The organism is Terrabacter sp. R4-6, assembly GCF_057529065.1.
This window is the reverse complement of the sequence record NZ_CP197224.1, coordinates 3,121,401-3,137,423: the sequence shown is the minus strand read 5'-3', so window position 1 is coordinate 3,137,423 and position 16,023 is coordinate 3,121,401. Positions and strand designations below refer to the sequence as shown.

Sequence of the window (16,023 nt, the reverse complement as noted above, 5' to 3'; positions counted from 1 at the left end):
CCCTCGGGAATGATGACGAGCCGACGCTCGTTGCGCATGGTAGTTTAGACTTCAACAACTTCGGAAGGAACCCCATGTCCGCCCCCGTGCTCTACCTCAGCCACGGCGCACCGCCGCTCGCCGACGACGAGCGCTGGACGGCCGAGCTGGCCGGGTGGTCCGCCGACCTGCCGAAGCCGACGAACGTGCTCATGGTCTCCGCCCACTGGGAGGACGCGCCGACGACCCTCGGCTCGACGACCGGGGCCCCGCTCACCTATGACTTCTGGGGCTTCCCGCAGAAGTACTACGACGTGACCTACGACGCCCCCGCCGCGCCCACCCTCGCCGACGACGTGACGAAGCTGCTCACGTGGCCCGGTCACGAGGTGCACCGCGACGAGGACCGCGGCCTCGACCACGGCGCCTACGTCCCGCTCAAGGAGATGTTCCCGGACGCCGACGTGCCGGTGCTCCAGATGTCGATGCCGACCCTCGACCCGCGCGGCCTCTTCGAGATCGGCCGCCGACTCGCACCGCTGCGCGACCAGGGCACGATGATCGTCGGCTCGGGCTTCACCACCCACAACCTGCGCTGGTTCAACCCGCACGCCGGCGCCGACGGCCTGCCCCCGCGAGCCAGCGCGGAGTTCGACCACTGGGCCCAGGAGGCCATGAAGGCCCAGGACGTCGACAGCCTGCTCGACTTCCTCGACAAGGCCCCCGCCGCCCACGAGGCCCACCCGCGCACCGAGCACTTCGCACCGCTCTTCGTCACCCTCGGTGCCGCCTACGAGTCCGGCGGCCTCGACAACAAGAGCGTCATCGACGGCTTCTGGTTCGGGTTGAGCAAGCGCTCCTGGCAGTTCGACTGAGCACCGGCGCGGGGGCGCCGCTCTCGCGGGAACCGGCGGGTAACCCCGTCCGTTCAACTGGGTGTGGGTCCCCCACGCACGCGGCCGCGGCTCGTAACCTCCCCTGACTCCGAGCCGCGGCCGCTCCCTCTCCGGAGGGGGTCTCCGCGCGACGGAACCCACGCGTTCGCCCACCCGTCGCAGCCGCACGGCACGTAGAGTGGCCGTACGCCCGAGGAGCGCGCCGCAGGCGTGTGTCGTGCGCCGTCCGCGGTGCCGACGGGCGAGGGACTTCGGTCGCGTCGCCGACGTGGCCGGCACGCGAGGGAAGGACCCGCTCCACATGACTGACCAGCCCGCCGCCCAGGCAGCCGCGCCCGCCCAGGTCGCCCCTCTCGAGCCGCCGCCCGGTGACGCGTTCATCCTCACCGCACCCGCGCCGACGGCTGCCGTCGCCGAGACCGCCGCGCCCAAGATGGCGCCGGCCGTCCCCGAGGCGGCCCTGCCCGGGCTCGACGCCAAGGTCGACACCTACCTCGACTCCCTGACCAAGGCCGCGGCCCGCTCGCCGGAGTGGGAGACCAAGGCCGCCGACGTGCGCACCATGGGCAACGACGAGGTCAAGTTCGCCGCCGAGTCGTCCAACCGGATGCTCCAGATGCCGGTCAAGGCGCTCAACGAGGGCGGCCTGTCCGGCAACTCCAAGGTCGGCAAGACCCTGCTCGACCTGCGGCGCACCGTCGAGGACCTCGATCCGGGCCAGGCCGCCGGCGCCAAGAAGTTCCTCGGCATGATCCCCTTCGGCGACAAGGTGACCGACTACTTCCGCAAGTACCAGTCGGCGCAGAGCCACCTCAACGGGATCCTCCACTCGCTCCAGTCCGGCCAGGACGAGCTCGTCAAGGACAACGTCGCCCTCAACCTCGAGAAGAAGAACCTCTGGGAGTCGATGGGCCGGCTCAACCAGTACGTCTACGTCGCCGAGCGGCTCGACGCCAAGCTCGCCGCCCAGGTCGCGACCCTCGAGACGACCGACCCCGAGCGCGCCAAGGCGCTGCGCGAGGACGTCCTCTTCTACGTCCGCCAGAAGCACCAGGACCTGCTGACCCAGCTCGCGGTCTCGATCCAGAACTACCTCGCGATCGACATCATCATCAAGAACAACATCGAGCTCATCAAGGGCGTCGACCGCGCGACGACGACGACCGTCTCGGCGCTGCGCACCGCCGTCATCGTGGCCCAGGCGCTCAACAACCAGCAGCTCGTGCTCGACCAGATCACGGCCCTCAACACGACGACCTCCGGCATCATCGAGCGCACGTCGGAGGCGCTCAAGCAGAACTCGGCCCGCATCCAGGAGCAGTCGGCGAGCTCGACGCTCTCCATCGAGTCGCTGCAGAAGGCCTTCGCCAACATCTACGAGACCATGGACACCATCGACCAGTTCAAGGTGCGGGCGCTCGACAACATGGCCGCGACGATCGGCACCCTCGAGACCGAGGTCGCCAAGTCGCGCACCTACCTCGACCGCGTCTCCAAGCAGGACGCGCGCCGCGCCGAGAACTCCGCGCCCGGGCTGCTCGACCTCGGCTCCGGCCGGTGAGGTGGTTGCAGATGGCAAGCCCGGCCGGACGTCGGTGAGGGGCCCGCGACGCGGGTGAGGTGAGGCGAGGTCGCCGTGGCGCGACCCGTGGAGCAGGATGTGCGTGGCCGGTCGACGGTCGACGCGCGCGACACACCAGAGGGGACAACGCAGTGGGGATCCGGTCGTGGTTCGGGTTGGACAGGCCCGAGGCACCCGAGCCCGTGCGCTCGGGGCCACCGACCACCGAGCAGCTCCTCGGGGCGCTCGACGCCATCGAGACCCAGGCCCGCGAGGGCAAGGTGCCCGGCGTCGTGCTCTCGCGCCTGTTGCGCGTCACCCGCATCGTGCGTCAGACCCTGCCGCGCCTCGACAACCTCGGCCTCGGCAGCAGCCAGGGCTTCAGCGTCATGGCAACCGCCACCGACTACCTGCCCGTCGCCATCGGCAACTACCTGCGCCTCCCGCGCGACTGGGCCGACACCCGCCCCATCGCCGCGGGCAAGAGCTCGGTCATGCTCCTCGTCGACCAGCTCGACCTGCTCGGCGCGACGATGGACAAGGTCTACGACGCCGTCTGCCGTGCCGACGCCGAGGCGATCATCGTGCACGGGGCCTTCCTCGAGCAGAAGTTCGGCCAGGCGTCAGGCGGTGGCGTCCTGGGCCTCGGGCCGGACCCCGTGCGGGTCGCCCCGCCGCCCGGGACGGGCGATGCCGCGGACCCGGGAACCGCAGGCCCCTCCGGTGCCGTCAGCACGTCACCGTCCCCCCACCCGCTGGCCCCGCCGGAGTGATGCATGAACGCCGACCGCGAACGACGACCGAGCCGACCCGGGTGTGGACCATGACCACTGACGAGTCGCGCCTCGCCGAGAGCCTGGAGCAGCTGAGCGACGTGGCCGCGGAGGCCGGTCTCGACCCGGCCGCCGCCCGTGACGAGGGCCTGCGGGTCGCGGCAGCGCTGGCCGAGTCCGTGCCCGGTGCCGCGCCCGCGTGGGCCGAGGTCGCACACCCCGGCCTGACCGACATCGCCCGCATCAACGAGGCGTTCTTCGACGCTGCCTCGTCCGGACGCCGCTGGCGCGGCGCCCCGACCGACCTGCTCGAGGCCCTCGTCGCCTCCCGGCACATCCTCGCCGCCGAGTACGCCGAGGCGCTGACCGAGGTGGCCTCGTCCGCCGTCATGCTCGGCACCGCGCCGATCTGGGTCATCGCCAACGCGTCGGCGGCCTCCGGTGCCTACCTCGCCGCCGCACGGCTCCCCTCGCAGCGCGTGCCCACGTTCCCGGGGGTCGACTCCGGCGCAGACCGCCGGCTCCACGTCGGCCTGCCCGGCATGGGTCTCGGCTCCCCCGACACGATGCGTCCGACCATCCCCGGCCCGATCGACCCCCGCCTGCTCGACCTCGGGCGGCCGGGCCAGCCTGCGGCGCCGGGCGACCCGGCCGGCGTGCCCGACCCCGGCGCGACCGCCACGGCCACACCGCCCGACCCGCCGGCCGAGCCGGCGAAGCCCGCCGAGCCCGAGAAGTCGGTGGAGGAGCTCCTCGCCGAGCTCGACGCCATGATCGGCCTCGAGCGGGTCAAGAAGGAGATCCACCGGCAGGTCGCCCTGCTCACCGTCGAGAAGATGCGCACCCAGGCCGGGCTCAAGGCTCCGAAGATGAGCCGTCACCTCATCTTCGTCGGCAACCCCGGCACCGGGAAGACGACGGTGGCGCGGCTCGTCGGCGGCATCTACAAGGCGCTCGGCCTGCTGCCCAGCGGCCAGCTCGTCGAGGTCGACCGCAGCGAGCTCGTGGCCGGATACGTCGGGCAGACCGCGATGAAGACCGCCGAGGTCTGCGCCAAGGCCACGGGCGGGGTGCTCTTCATCGACGAGGCCTACGCCCTGACCGGCGACCAGTACGCCCAGGAGGCCGTCAACACCCTCGTCAAGGAGATGGAGGACCACCGCGAGGACCTCGTCGTCATCGTGGCGGGCTACCCCGACCCGATGGTCGGCTTCATCGCCCAGAACCCGGGCCTGGCCAGCCGGTTCACGACGACGATCGAGTTCGACGACTACTCCGACGACGAGCTGCTCGCGATCCTCGACTCCATCGCCGGAGGCAGCGACTACGAGCTGACCGACGACGCCCGGACCCGCGTCCGGCACCAGCTCGAGGCCACGCCGCGCACGCCCGCGTTCGGCAACGGGCGCTTCTCGCGCAACGTCTTCGAGCACGCCGTGGGTCGCCACGCGTGGCGCCTCAAGGACGCGACGGAGCCGACGCGCGACGACCTGCGTCTACTCACCGCAGACGACTTCACCGATAAGCCCGACGGGCCGGCCGAGTCTCCGGCCGACGAACCGGCTGAGGCCCCGGCCGACGCACCGGTCACGGCCGACGCTCCACCGCAGGATCCGGCGGAGCTCAGGGCAGACCCTGATGGTCCGGCGGACACCGATGATGCAGTCTCGGAGCAGCAGGACGAGCACGGCGAGCAGGACGAGCCCGACGACACCAGCGCGAACGAGCACGAGGACACCGCATGAGCGCACCGACGACGAACATCCCCGTCGCCATCCCGGCGGGTGCGTCATCCGGCGCGCCCACGGGCCAGGCGCCGCGCACCATCGCCGGCAGCCTCTCGGGCGGCGTCCCCGGTGCCCGCGGCATCGCGAGCCGGCTGCTCCACGGCACGCCCGGCCGGATGCGGCTGTTCGGACTGCTCGGCGTCCTCGCCGCCGTCCTGCTGGGCGCCGTGAGCGCCAACGCGCTCCTCGCCTCGCAGTCCGCGGTCGAGCGCGCCGCCAACAACAGTGCGCAGGTGGTCCGGGCCCAGTCGATCCACGTCGACCTCCTGCGCGCCGACGCCGTCGCCACCAACGCCTTCCTCGTCGGCGGCCTCGAGTCGCCCGAGTCGCGTGCCAGCTACGAGGGCGCGATGGGTCGGGTGGCGTCGGGGATCGCCGAGGCCGCGGCTGCCCAGCCCGCCGACGGCAACGCCCTCGGGGTCCTGTCCCAGCGCGTGCAGACGTATGCCGCCCTCGTCGAGCAGGCCCGCTCCAACAACCGGCTCGGCCTGCCGGTCGGAGCGCAGTACCTCACCCAGGCGAGCGCGGGTCTGCGCGCCGATGCCATCCCGATCGTGACGCAGGTCGTCAAGGCCAACGAGGACCGCGCGAAGAAGGAGTTCGACCGCAGCAACTCGAGCCTCCAGCTGCTCGTGGGCGTCCTGTCGCTCATTGGGCTCGTCGCGCTCGCGGTCTGGCTCGCCAAGCGCACGCACCGCTACCTCAACCCGTCCCTGACGGGCGCCATCGCGCTGCTCCTCGTCGCGCTCTTCGTCACGGCGACCGTCATCACCGGCGTCGGCAGTGCGACCCGCGACGTCTCCAACGGCAGCTACCAGCGAGCCGTCGCCCTCGCGAACGTGACGACGGCGGCCAACGACGCCCGCGCCAACGAGAGCCTGACCCTGATCCGCCGGGGTTCGGGAGCCTCCAACGAACAGGCCTGGGTCGCCGACCGCAAGACCGTCGACGCGACCCTCGCCACGCTCGAGGACAGCGCCACCCTGCAGGAGCAGTGGACCGACTACGTCGACGCGCACGTCAAGGTGCGCTCCCTCGACAACGGCGGCCGCTGGGACGACGCGGTCAAGCTGTCGACGAGCACGGCCGACGGAGGCGCCGCGAAGACCTTCGGCACCTTCGACGTGAGCGTGACGCAGGCCCGAGACAGTGCCGGCAAGGCGACCGTCGCGACCCTGGAGAAGCTCGGGGGCAGCGCGCCCCTCATCGCCGTCGTCGTGGCCCTGGTGGCCCTCGTCGCGTCGTGGCTCATCATCCGAGGAGTCGGCCAGCGGATCGAGGAGTACCGATGACCACGATCAGCGCGGCGCTGCGGCGTCGCCTCTCCAGCCTCGTCGCCGTGGTCGGCCTCGGCGCCCTAGCGGGCTGCTCCGGCGTGACGTACGCCGAGACGCAGCTGCCGACGAGCGCCGCGCCTAAGCCTTCGAGCAGCGCGCCCGCCGTGGTTGCGCCGACGTGCACCAACGCGACCCAGTCCTACGACCCGCTGCCTAACCTGCCGAGCCGGGGCGACATCACCGACGGCACGATGCGCAAGATCCTCGACAAGGGCTTCATCACGGTTGGGATCTCGGCTGACACCTACCTCTTCGGTGCGCGCAACGCCTTCACCGGCGGCATCGAGGGCTTTGACATCGACATGGCCCGGGCCGTCGCCAAGGCGATCTTCGGCGACCCGAACAAGGTGCAGCTGCGCGTCATCACGGCCGGCGACCGGATCCCGCTCCTCAAGGACCGCGAGATCGACATGGTCGCGCGCAACATGTCGATGACGTGCGGGCGCTGGAACGACATCGGCTTCTCCGCCGAGTACTACCGCTCCGGTCAGAAGGTCCTCGTCAGCAAGGCCCTGCCCGGTGCCAAGGACCTCGGCCTCGCCGACCTCAAGGGCAAGCGGGTCTGCGCCCCGACCGGCACGACGTCGCTGACCAAGCTCGAGCAGGTCGAGGGGCCGATCGTCGTGACGGCGGGCACGCACACCGGCTGCCTCGTGCTGCTCCAGCAGGGCAAGGCCGACGCCATCACGGGTGACGACACCGTGCTCGCCGGCCTCGCGGCCCAGGACCCCAACACCGTCATCACGAGCGCCAAGGCGATCACCGTCGAGCCCTACGGCCTGGGCGTCAACAAGTCCGACGTCTACCTCGCGCGCTACGTCAACCGCGTCATCGCCGACCTCGAGGCCGACGGCGAGTGGAAGGCCATCTACAACCGTTGGCTCGCCGCACCGCTCGGCCCGGCGCCCGCACCCCCGACCCCGGTCTACGGACGATGAGCGCAGTGCCGCACAGCCACCCCGACCCGGGCACGGTCGCTCCGACGGCGCCCGGTCGGCTCGGCGTGCCCGTCCAGGCCGGCGAGGCCCAGACGTACCTCAACGCGTTGCGCGAGTGGGTCGCCCAGCGTCGCGCCGACCTCGGCGAGGTCGATCGCGCCGTCCTCAAGCTCTCACAGGCCGAGCAGGTCGCGATCACCACCGACCTCACCGTCGCGCTGACCTTCTGGAAGGCCGTCAGCGACCGCCTCACCCTGCTCGAGACGACCTTCGACGGTGGCCGCGTCGGACCGGTGGAGGCCGAGCGGCTCTCGACCCTGATCCACGGACGGCTCGACTCCAACACGACCGAGCACCTCTCGCTGCCGTCGAGCGGCTCGCTGGCCGTGAGCCTGCCCGAGGCGTGCCGGCTGCTCGACTCGCTGACCCGCACCCTCCAGGCCCGCGCCTCCCTCGCACCGGGGGCCGCGGAGGCGACCCAGCGGATCACCCTGGTGCGCGCCGGGATCGAGCGCACGCGCGACCAGATCCCCCTCGTCCCGGCCGGCACGCAGCGTGACGAGGCCACCGCGAAGCTCGCGCGCCTGGACCGCAGGATGGGCGACCTCGTCGAGCGCGCCCGTCGGGGTGCCGACGTCGGCGGCATCATCGGCCCGCTCGAGATCGACGTGGCCGTGCTCGAGCGCGACCTCATCGTGGCGGCCGCCGAGCGAGCCTCCGCGGCCCGCAGCCGGGTGCGCACCCAGCAGCAGGTCGAGGAGCTCGACGCGCGCGCCGCCGCCATCCGCGCCCTCGAACGCGCCTGCCTCCAGGCGATCACGCCGGCCCCGCACCTCGCGATCCCCAACGTCCGTGCGCTGGGACCCGTGCCGCAGGCGGCAGCCGAGCTCACGGCATACCGCGACAAGCTCGAGCGGGTCTCGCGCGCGCTGGACCTGGCCCACGAGACGTATGCCGCCGGGCTGGCCGAGCGCGACGAGGTCGTCGGGCTCGTGGGAGCCGTCGGCGCCATGGCCGCGGCGGCGACCCTGACTCCCGAGGCGGGGGCCGACGTCGCCGAGCTGCGCCGACGGCTCGACGAGACGCTCGCGTCGCGGCCACTGCCGATCGCCCGTGCCCGTGCCCTCGCGGCCGCCTTCTCGGCCTACGTCGACGCGGCGACCCGCCCGCAGCCCCGTGCCGGTCGCGCCGCCCCCCGTCCGTCCGCACCCCGACCCCAGAGGCCCCGCCCATGAACTGCACGCAGCCGGGCTGCACCGGAACGATCGTCGACGGCTACTGCGACGTGTGCGGCATGGCCGCCGGGTCCACCCCGGCACCCGCCGTCGGTGCGCCGGCCCGAGTCGGCAGCGCGTCTGCCCCGGCTGCCGCGGCCGCGGCTGCGCCGTCCGGTCCGTCCATCCCCGAGGGTGGCGCCTGCCAGCAGCCCGGGTGCACCGGCACGATCGACGCGGGCTACTGCAACGTCTGCGGCACACCCGCCGACCAGCTCGGGGTGGCCGGGTATGCCGCCCCCTCGTCGGCGGCCGCGGCCGACCCGACCGGCGCGACCGCCGCCTCAGCAGCCACCGGAGGCGTCGGCCCCGAGATCTCCACGCGCTCGGCCGCCTCGAGCAACCTCGCGTCGGCAGCCTTGGGCTCCAAGCGCGCCCGCGAGTCCGGTTCCATCGCGACGCGTCGCACCGGCGGCTCGCAGCGGCTGCGCTCGGCCCGTCTCGGCGGCGGCATCACCTCGGTGCGTCCGGCGCCCGAGATCGACGCCGAGAAGGCGCTGCTCACCAACCCCTCCGTGCCCGAGAACAAGCGCTTCTGCCCGAAGTGCGGCGAGCCCGTCGGCCGGGGTCGCGACGGCAAGCCCGGCCGCACGACCGGCTTCTGCGCCAACTGCCGACACCCGTTCTCCTTCGACCCCAAGCTCAAGGCCGGCGACCTCGTCGCCGGCCAGTACGAGGTGGCCGGCTGCCTCGCCCACGGTGGCCTCGGCTGGATCTACCTCGCCCGCGACAAGAACGTGTCCGACCGGTGGGTCGTGCTCAAGGGCCTGCTCAACTCGGCCGACCCCGACGCCCTCGCGGCGGCGATCGCGGAGCAGCGCTTCCTCGCGCAGGTGTCGCACCCGAGCATCGTCGAGATCTACAACTTCGTCACGCACGACGACGCCGGCTACATCGTCATGGAGTACGTCGGCGGCACGTCGCTCAAGTCCATCCTCAAGCAGCGTCTCCAGGCCGCCGGGAAGTACGACCCGCTGCCCGTCGACCAGGCTCTCGCCTACATCCTCGAGATCCTGCCGTCGTTCCAGTACCTCCACGACCTCGGGCTCGTCTACTGCGACTTCAAGCCCGACAACATCATCCAGGTCGGCGACGAGGTCAAGCTCATCGACCTCGGTGGCGTGCGCCGTGCCGACGACGACGACTCGGCGATCTTCGGCACCGTCGGCTACCAGGCCCCCGAGGTCGCCGAGCTCGGCGTCTCCGCCGCCTCCGACATCTACACGATCGGACGCACGCTCGTCGTGCTGACGATGGAGTTCCGCGGCTACCAGACGACCTACCTCAACACCCTGCCGGCCCAGGACACCGTCCCGGTCTTCCAGCGCTACGACTCCTTCTACCGGCTCGTCGCCAAGGCGTGCGCGCCCAACCGCGACGACCGCTTCGTCTCCGCCGACGAGCTGCGCTCGCAGATGGTCGGGGTGCTCCGCGAGGTCGTCGCCCTCGACCGCGGGTCCGGCGCCGCCGCGACCACGGTCAGCTCGCTCCTCTTCGACGTGCCGACGCCGGGCGTCGAGCCCGACGACTGGCGCAACCTCCCGGCCCTGCGCCGCGACCCGCACGACCCGCAGACCGGCTGGCTCACCACGGTGTCCGGCTCGCCGGAGGAGCGCCTCGCGACGCTCAAGCGGGCCGCCGTGCGCACGACGGAGGTGCTCCTCGAGCAGGCCCGCACCGCCCTCGACGCCGGCCAGCCCGACGTCGCCGAGTCGACCGCCGGCGAGCTGCTGAGCGCCGACCCGTGGGAGTGGCGGGCCGTGTGGATCCAGGGCCTCGCCGCCCTCGAGCGGGGCGACTCGCGGGCCGCGCAGGCCGCGTTCAACGCCGTCTACGGCCAGGTGCCCGGAGAGCTCGCGCCAAAGCTCGCGCTCGCCCAGGCATCGGAGCAGGCCGGGGACGACGCCGTCGCCGAGAACCTCTACGTCGCGTGCGCGCGCACCGACGCGACCTACGTCCCCATGGCTGCCTTCGGCCTCGCCCGCATCCGGGCCGCGCGGTCCGACGTCGAGGGGGCCGTGGCGGCATACCGCCTCGTCCCGGTCCAGTCGAGCGCCTACCGCACGGCGCGGGCGGGCCTCGCCGAGCTGCTCACCAAGGCCAACCGGGGACTGCCCGATCTCGCCGAGGCACTGCGCACGCTCGACGACACCTCGCTGTCGGCGCGGCGCCGGGCCGAGCTCACGACGCTGATCTACCGTGAGGCGCTCGTCACCGTGGAGAAGAGCGGCAACAAGGCCGATGTCCGCCTCGGCGAGCACAAGGGCACCCCCAACGGCCTGCGTCTCGGGCTGGAGGAGGCCCTGCGCGAGCTGGCCAAGCGCACCCCCGACCTGTCCGAGCGCGTGCCCCTCGTGGACGAGGCCAACGCCATCCGACCCTGGAGCCTCTGGTGACCGACATCCCGACCACGGGAGCACCCCAACCCGCTCCTGCGCCGACCGGCTCGCGGGACTGCCCCGCCTGCGGCACGGCCAACCCGGCCGAGTCGACCTTCTGCGAGGCGTGCGGAGCCGACCTCGTCGTCGCGGTCCGGGCCTCGAACGGAACGCAGCCCGCGGCCGACGTCTCCGACGGCACCGTGCTCGCCTCGGCGACGCCACAGACGGCGCCCGCCGGTGAGGAGTCCCCGCTCGACGTCGGCTGGACCGGGGCCGTGCCCTCCGCGGCCGTCGCCCCCGTCGCCGACGAGCTCACGTGCCACGCCTGCGGCGAGGGGCGCATCGTCGACGGCTACTGCGACCACTGCGGGACCCCACCGCCCAACCCGCGCGACCACCTCGTCGAGTCGCCGACGTCGTGGGTCGGCGGCGTCTGCGACATCGGCAAGCGCCACGCCCGCAACGAGGACGCCATGTCGCTCAGCGCCGGCGAGCCGGCGGGGTCGCGGGCCGTCCTCGTCGTCTGCGACGGCGTCTCGATGGCCACCGACTCGCACATCGCCTCGCTCGCTGCCGCGAAGGCCGCTCGGGCGGTCCTCGACCAGCCCTTCCCCAAGGGCGTCGGCACCCCGGACGCCTGGGCCGCCGGCGCCGGGCGCGCGCTCACGAGCGCCGTGACCCGCGCCAACGAGGCGGTCGCCGCCTCCGTCGTCGAGGACGTCCCCAACCCGCCGTCGTGCACCTTCGCGGCCGCCGTCGTCGAGGACGACGTCATCGTCGCGGGCAACGTCGGCGACAGCCGGGTCTACTGGCTGCCCGACGACGCGGCGGAGCCGGCACGCCAGCTCGGCCGCGACGACTCCTTCGCCCAGGAGCAGATGACCGCGGGCGTCCCCAGGCTCGAGGCCGAGACCGGGCCGCACGCGCACTCGATCACGCGCTGGCTCGGCAAGGACGCACCCGACGACCTCACGCCGCACCTGACGACGATGACGGCGACGCCCGGCTGGCTCATGGTCTGCTCCGACGGGCTGTGGAACTACTGCTCCGAGGCCGAGGCGCTGCGCAGCCTGCTCACCGACGCGGCCGCACGGATCGAGGACCCGTCGCCCACCACGGTGGCGCAGGCCCTCGTCGACTTCGCCAACGAGCAGGGTGGACGCGACAACATCACGGTTGCCCTCGCCAGACTGGCTGGGCGAGGATCGAGCACGACGACGACCGAGGCGACCGCAGCGGCGCCGGTGGAAGGGGACCCGACCGATGGCTGACTTCACGGCAGAGGTGTTCCAGAACGAGTTCCTGCCCGACGGGGGCACCGACGTGCACGCGATCGTCCGCGTGACCTCGACCGGCGCCTCCGCGGGGGCATCGGCAGGAACCTCGGCCGGGCTCGCCGACCCCGGCTCGGCGGCCGAGGTCATCCTCATCGACACGTCCGGCTCGATGGGCCGGCGCGGTGTCCAGGCCGCCGGTGAGGCCGCCAAGGCCGCCCTCGCCGAGATCGTCGACGGCACGCTCTTCTCCATCGTGTCCGGCAACGGCACCGCACAGATCGTCTACCCCTACAGCCACCAGGGCGCGCTCGTGCCGATGTCGGCGCACACCCGCGGTGAGGCCAACCGGGCCATCGACGGCCTGCGCGCCAACGGCGGCACGGCGATGGGCACGTGGCTCTCGCTCGCCCGGCAGATCTTCGAGACCGTCCCGCACGTGACCAAGCGTCACGCGATCCTGCTCACCGACGGCGTCAACGAGGGCGAGACGCCCCAGTCGCTGCAGGCCGCGGTCCGCAGCTGCGTCGGTGCCTTCCAGTGCGACTGCCGCGGTGTCGGCGACCAGTGGCGCGTCGACGAGGTGCGCGGCATCGCCTCGGCGCTGCTCGGCACCGTCGACCTCATCCCGGCCCCCGAGGAGATGGCGGCCGAGTTCGAGGCCATGATGCGCACCTCGATGTCGCGCGGCGTCGCCAACTCCGAGCTGCGCGTGTGGGTCCCCCAGGGAGCCGAGCTGCTCTTCGTCAAGCAGGTGTCGCCCACGCTCGAGGACCTCACGTCGCGTCGCACGGTCGTCAACCCGCTCACCGGCGCCTACCCGACCGGTGCCTGGTCCGACGAGAGCCGCGACTACCACGTGGCGGTCCGGCTCCCGGCTCGCACGCTCGGCCAGGAGCAGCTCGCGGCGCGGGTGCAGTTCTCGCTCGGCGGAGACCCCGTCGCGCAGGCCCTCGTCAAGGCCAAGTGGAGCAACGACGACTCGCTGACGACGCGCATCGACCCGGCGGTCGCCGCCTACACCGGGCAGGCCGAGCTCGCCACCGTCATCCAGGAGGGCCTCGCCGCCAAGGCCGCCGGCCAGGACGACGTCGCGACCTCGAAGCTCGGCCGGGCCGTTCAGCTCGCCGACCAGACCGGCAACGAGGAGATGACCTCGCGCCTCCGGAAGGTCGTCGAGATCGACGACGCCGACACGGGGACCGTCCGCCTCAAGAAGGGTGCGTCGAAGATCGACGAGATGTCGCTCGACACGGCGTCCACGAAGACGAGCAGGGTGCGCCGGTGAGCGCTGTCTGCCCCAACGGGCACACGTCCGAGGCCGAGGACTACTGCGACACCTGCGGCTCCCCCATCGACGCGAGCGCCCAGCCGGCCTCGGGCGGCGGCGTCGGGGGCGGTGCCACGGGCACCGCGAACGGCACCGCGGCCGGCCCGGCGACCGGCCCGGCGTCCGGCGTCGCGCCCTCGTCCGGCTCCTCGCTCGACCTCGACCCGCCGGCTCCTGCCGCCCCCGCCGCCTCGACACCCGCCTCGACACCCGCCTCGACACCCGGCACGGCGGACCCGGCCGCACCGGCGGCCCTGGTGTGCCCCAACTGCCAGACCGAGAACCCTGACGGCGCACTCTTCTGCGAGGCCTGCGGCTACGACTTCACGACCGGCGCGATGCCGCGCGACCCCTCTGCCGGCCCCGGCGACCTCACCGACACCGAGCCCGACGGCGAGGCCGTCGGTCCCGCGTCCGCGGGCTCCGGCGCTGCCGCTGCCGTTGCCGTTGCCGCCGACGGCCCGGCCGGGGAGGCCACGACGTCCTTCGAGTGGCTGGCCGAGGTCTGGGTCGACCCGGACTGGTACCAGACCCAGGAGGCGGAGGACCCCTGCCCGTCACCGGGTCTGCCGACGATCATGCCGCTGCGCCACCGGAGCGTCCTGCTCGGCCGTGTGTCCACGAGCAAGAACACCAACCCCGAGATCGACCTGTCGTCCGACCCCGGGGTCAGCCGCCGCCACGCGCAGCTGACCACCGACGGCTCGCGCTGGTTCGTCGAGGACCTCGGCAGCTCCAACGGCACCTTCGTCGGCCCCGCGTCGGGACCGCTCCCCCAGCGCTCCATCGCGGTCGGTCCCAAGACCGAGCTCGGCGACGACGACCGCCTCTACGTCGGCGCGTGGACCCGCGTCGTCGTGCGTCGTGCCACACCCGACGAGGTCGAGGCCTACGCCTGACGCCCCGTCGGGCCTACGCCTGACGCCCGTCTCAACCGCCCGCCACCCCGCCGCCCCCGGCACTCGAGTGGCCACCCCGTCCCAGTCGTCCCAGTCGTCCCACGGCCCGTGCGGGCCGGCCGGGACGACGGGGCCACCCGACGGGTGGTGCGCACCGGCTGTGGGACGACGGGGCCACTCGACGGGGTGATGGCACCCGCCCTGGGACGGCGGGGCCACTCGACGGGGTGATGGGCACCCGCCCTGGCACGACGGGGCCACTCGACACCGTGGGTGGCACCCGCCCTGGGACGACGGGGCCACTCGACACCGTGGGTGGCACCGGCTGTGGGACGACGGGGCCACCCGACGGGTGGTGCGCACCGGCTGTGGGACGACGGGGCCACTCGACGGGGTGATGGGCACCCGCCCTGGGACGACGGGGCCACTCGACGGGACGTGACGGCATACGGGATCGGTGTCAGGCGGCGGAGGACTGCGGACGCTACTTGAACGTCACATGAACTCTGACGACTTTTCACTCCCGGGCGCCTAGGGTGGTGCGGTGTGAGCGACCGGCCCCTCCACACCGCCGTCGACATCCCGCAGGTCATCGTCGTCACCGGCGTCATGGCTGCGGGCAAGTCGACCGTCTCCCAGCTCCTCGCGGAGCGCTTCTCCCACGCGGTGCACCTGCGCGGTGACGAGTTCCGCCGCGTCGTCGTGCGCGGTCGCGTCGACATGTCGCCGCACGGTGACCCCGAGGCGGAGAGACAGCTCGCCCTGCGCCACGCCATCGCCGCGCACTCCGCGAACGAGTACGCCGCGGCCGGCTTCACCGTCGTCGTCCAGGACCTCTTCGTCGGCACGACCCTCCGGCCGTTCCTCGACCAGCTGACCGCGCGACCGCTCAGCCTCGTCATGCTCGCGCCCGACGTGGGCACCGTCATGCAGCGCGAGTCCGAACGCGTCAAGGTCGGCTACGGCGACCTCTGGTCGATCCGCGACTTCGACCACAAGGTGCGCACCGAGACGCCGCACATCGGGCTGTGGCTCGACAGCTCGCAGCAGACGCCGGACGAGACCGTCGAGGAGATCCTCGCGCGCCTGGCCGAGGCGAGGATCGCCTAGATGTCGGGCCTGACCATCGGGCAGGTCGCCGAGCGCACCGGAGCGGCCACCTCCGCGCTGCGCTACTGGGAGGACCTCGGGCTCATCACCTCGGTCCGCACGACGGGCAACCAGCGGCGCTACGAGCGGGCCACGATCCGGCGGGTGTCGTTCATCCGGGCGGCCCAGCGGGTCGGGCTGTCGCTCGAGGAGATCGGAGCGGCCCTGTCCACGCTCCCGGACGCACGCACCCCCACCGCCACCGACTGGGCCCGCCTCTCGCGCGCCTGGCGCGGCCGGCTCGACGAGCAGATCCGCCGCATCGAGAAGCTGCGCGACCAGCTCGACTCCTGCATCGGCTGCGGCTGCCTCAGCCTGCGCACGTGCGCGCTCAACAACCCCTCCGACGTGCTGGCCGAGCACGGCCCGGGTGCCGTCCTCCTCGAGCCCTGAGAACGGATGCGCGCCAAGCGGTTCCGCTGAGTCGCGGTCGGGCCGAGGGGTC

General features: G+C 72.8%; 13 protein-coding genes. All 13 read left to right on the top strand.

Features of this window, described 5'->3' with window-relative positions:
• The first annotated feature begins 74 nt into the window (after positions 1-74).
• The 13 genes from ACSSS0_RS14675 to soxR all read left to right on the top strand — a co-directional run bounded on the left by ACSSS0_RS14675 (position 75) and on the right by soxR (position 15,971).
• Positions 75-854: a dioxygenase family protein gene (locus ACSSS0_RS14675; RefSeq protein ID WP_487228569.1), complete on the top strand. Its 780-nt coding sequence runs from the start codon at positions 75-77 to the stop codon at positions 852-854.
• Positions 855-1,176: 322 nt separating this feature from the next.
• Entirely contained in the window at positions 1,177-2,436 is a 1,260-nt protein-coding gene (locus ACSSS0_RS14670) for a toxic anion resistance protein (RefSeq protein WP_435987203.1), read from the top strand.
• A 203-nt stretch (positions 2,437-2,639) separates the two neighbouring features.
• A complete protein-coding gene (locus tag ACSSS0_RS14665) occupies positions 2,640-3,209 on the top strand; it encodes a hypothetical protein (protein WP_487228568.1) in 570 nt (189 codons plus the stop codon).
• Between the two features lie 50 nt (positions 3,210-3,259).
• Positions 3,260-4,954: an AAA family ATPase gene (locus ACSSS0_RS14660; protein ID WP_487228567.1), complete on the top strand. Its 1,695-nt coding sequence runs from the start codon at positions 3,260-3,262 to the stop codon at positions 4,952-4,954.
• Entirely contained in the window at positions 4,951-6,288 is a 1,338-nt protein-coding gene (locus ACSSS0_RS14655) for a hypothetical protein (RefSeq protein ID WP_487228566.1), read from the top strand. Before ACSSS0_RS14660 ends, ACSSS0_RS14655 begins: the two co-directional genes overlap by 4 nt.
• Positions 6,285-7,271, top strand: a complete 987-nt coding sequence (locus ACSSS0_RS14650) for a glutamate ABC transporter substrate-binding protein (protein WP_487228565.1) — start codon at positions 6,285-6,287, stop codon at positions 7,269-7,271. The genes ACSSS0_RS14655 and ACSSS0_RS14650 overlap by 4 nt, the downstream gene beginning before the upstream one ends.
• Complete coding sequence (locus ACSSS0_RS14645) at positions 7,268-8,506, top strand: hypothetical protein (protein WP_487228564.1); 1,239 nt, start codon at positions 7,268-7,270, stop codon at positions 8,504-8,506. Before ACSSS0_RS14650 ends, ACSSS0_RS14645 begins: the two co-directional genes overlap by 4 nt.
• Positions 8,503-10,941, top strand: coding sequence for a serine/threonine-protein kinase (locus ACSSS0_RS14640; protein ID WP_487228563.1), 2,439 nt, complete (start codon positions 8,503-8,505; stop codon positions 10,939-10,941). The genes ACSSS0_RS14645 and ACSSS0_RS14640 overlap by 4 nt, the downstream gene beginning before the upstream one ends.
• On the top strand, positions 10,938-12,197 hold the full coding sequence (locus ACSSS0_RS14635) for a protein phosphatase 2C domain-containing protein (protein ID WP_487228562.1): 1,260 nt from the start codon (positions 10,938-10,940) through the stop codon (positions 12,195-12,197). Before ACSSS0_RS14640 ends, ACSSS0_RS14635 begins: the two co-directional genes overlap by 4 nt.
• On the top strand, positions 12,190-13,488 hold the full coding sequence (locus ACSSS0_RS14630) for a VWA domain-containing protein (RefSeq protein ID WP_435987211.1): 1,299 nt from the start codon (positions 12,190-12,192) through the stop codon (positions 13,486-13,488). Before ACSSS0_RS14635 ends, ACSSS0_RS14630 begins: the two co-directional genes overlap by 8 nt.
• Positions 13,485-14,429 (top strand): FHA domain-containing protein, encoded by a 945-nt coding sequence (locus tag ACSSS0_RS14625; RefSeq protein WP_487228561.1) that lies wholly within the window; start codon positions 13,485-13,487, stop codon positions 14,427-14,429. Before ACSSS0_RS14630 ends, ACSSS0_RS14625 begins: the two co-directional genes overlap by 4 nt.
• A 546-nt stretch (positions 14,430-14,975) precedes the next feature.
• Positions 14,976-15,539 (top strand): AAA family ATPase, encoded by a 564-nt coding sequence (locus tag ACSSS0_RS14620; protein WP_435987213.1) that lies wholly within the window; start codon positions 14,976-14,978, stop codon positions 15,537-15,539.
• Positions 15,540-15,971: a redox-sensitive transcriptional activator SoxR gene (soxR, locus tag ACSSS0_RS14615; protein WP_435987214.1), complete on the top strand. Its 432-nt coding sequence runs from the start codon at positions 15,540-15,542 to the stop codon at positions 15,969-15,971.
• The last annotated feature ends 52 nt before the right edge of the window (positions 15,972-16,023 follow it).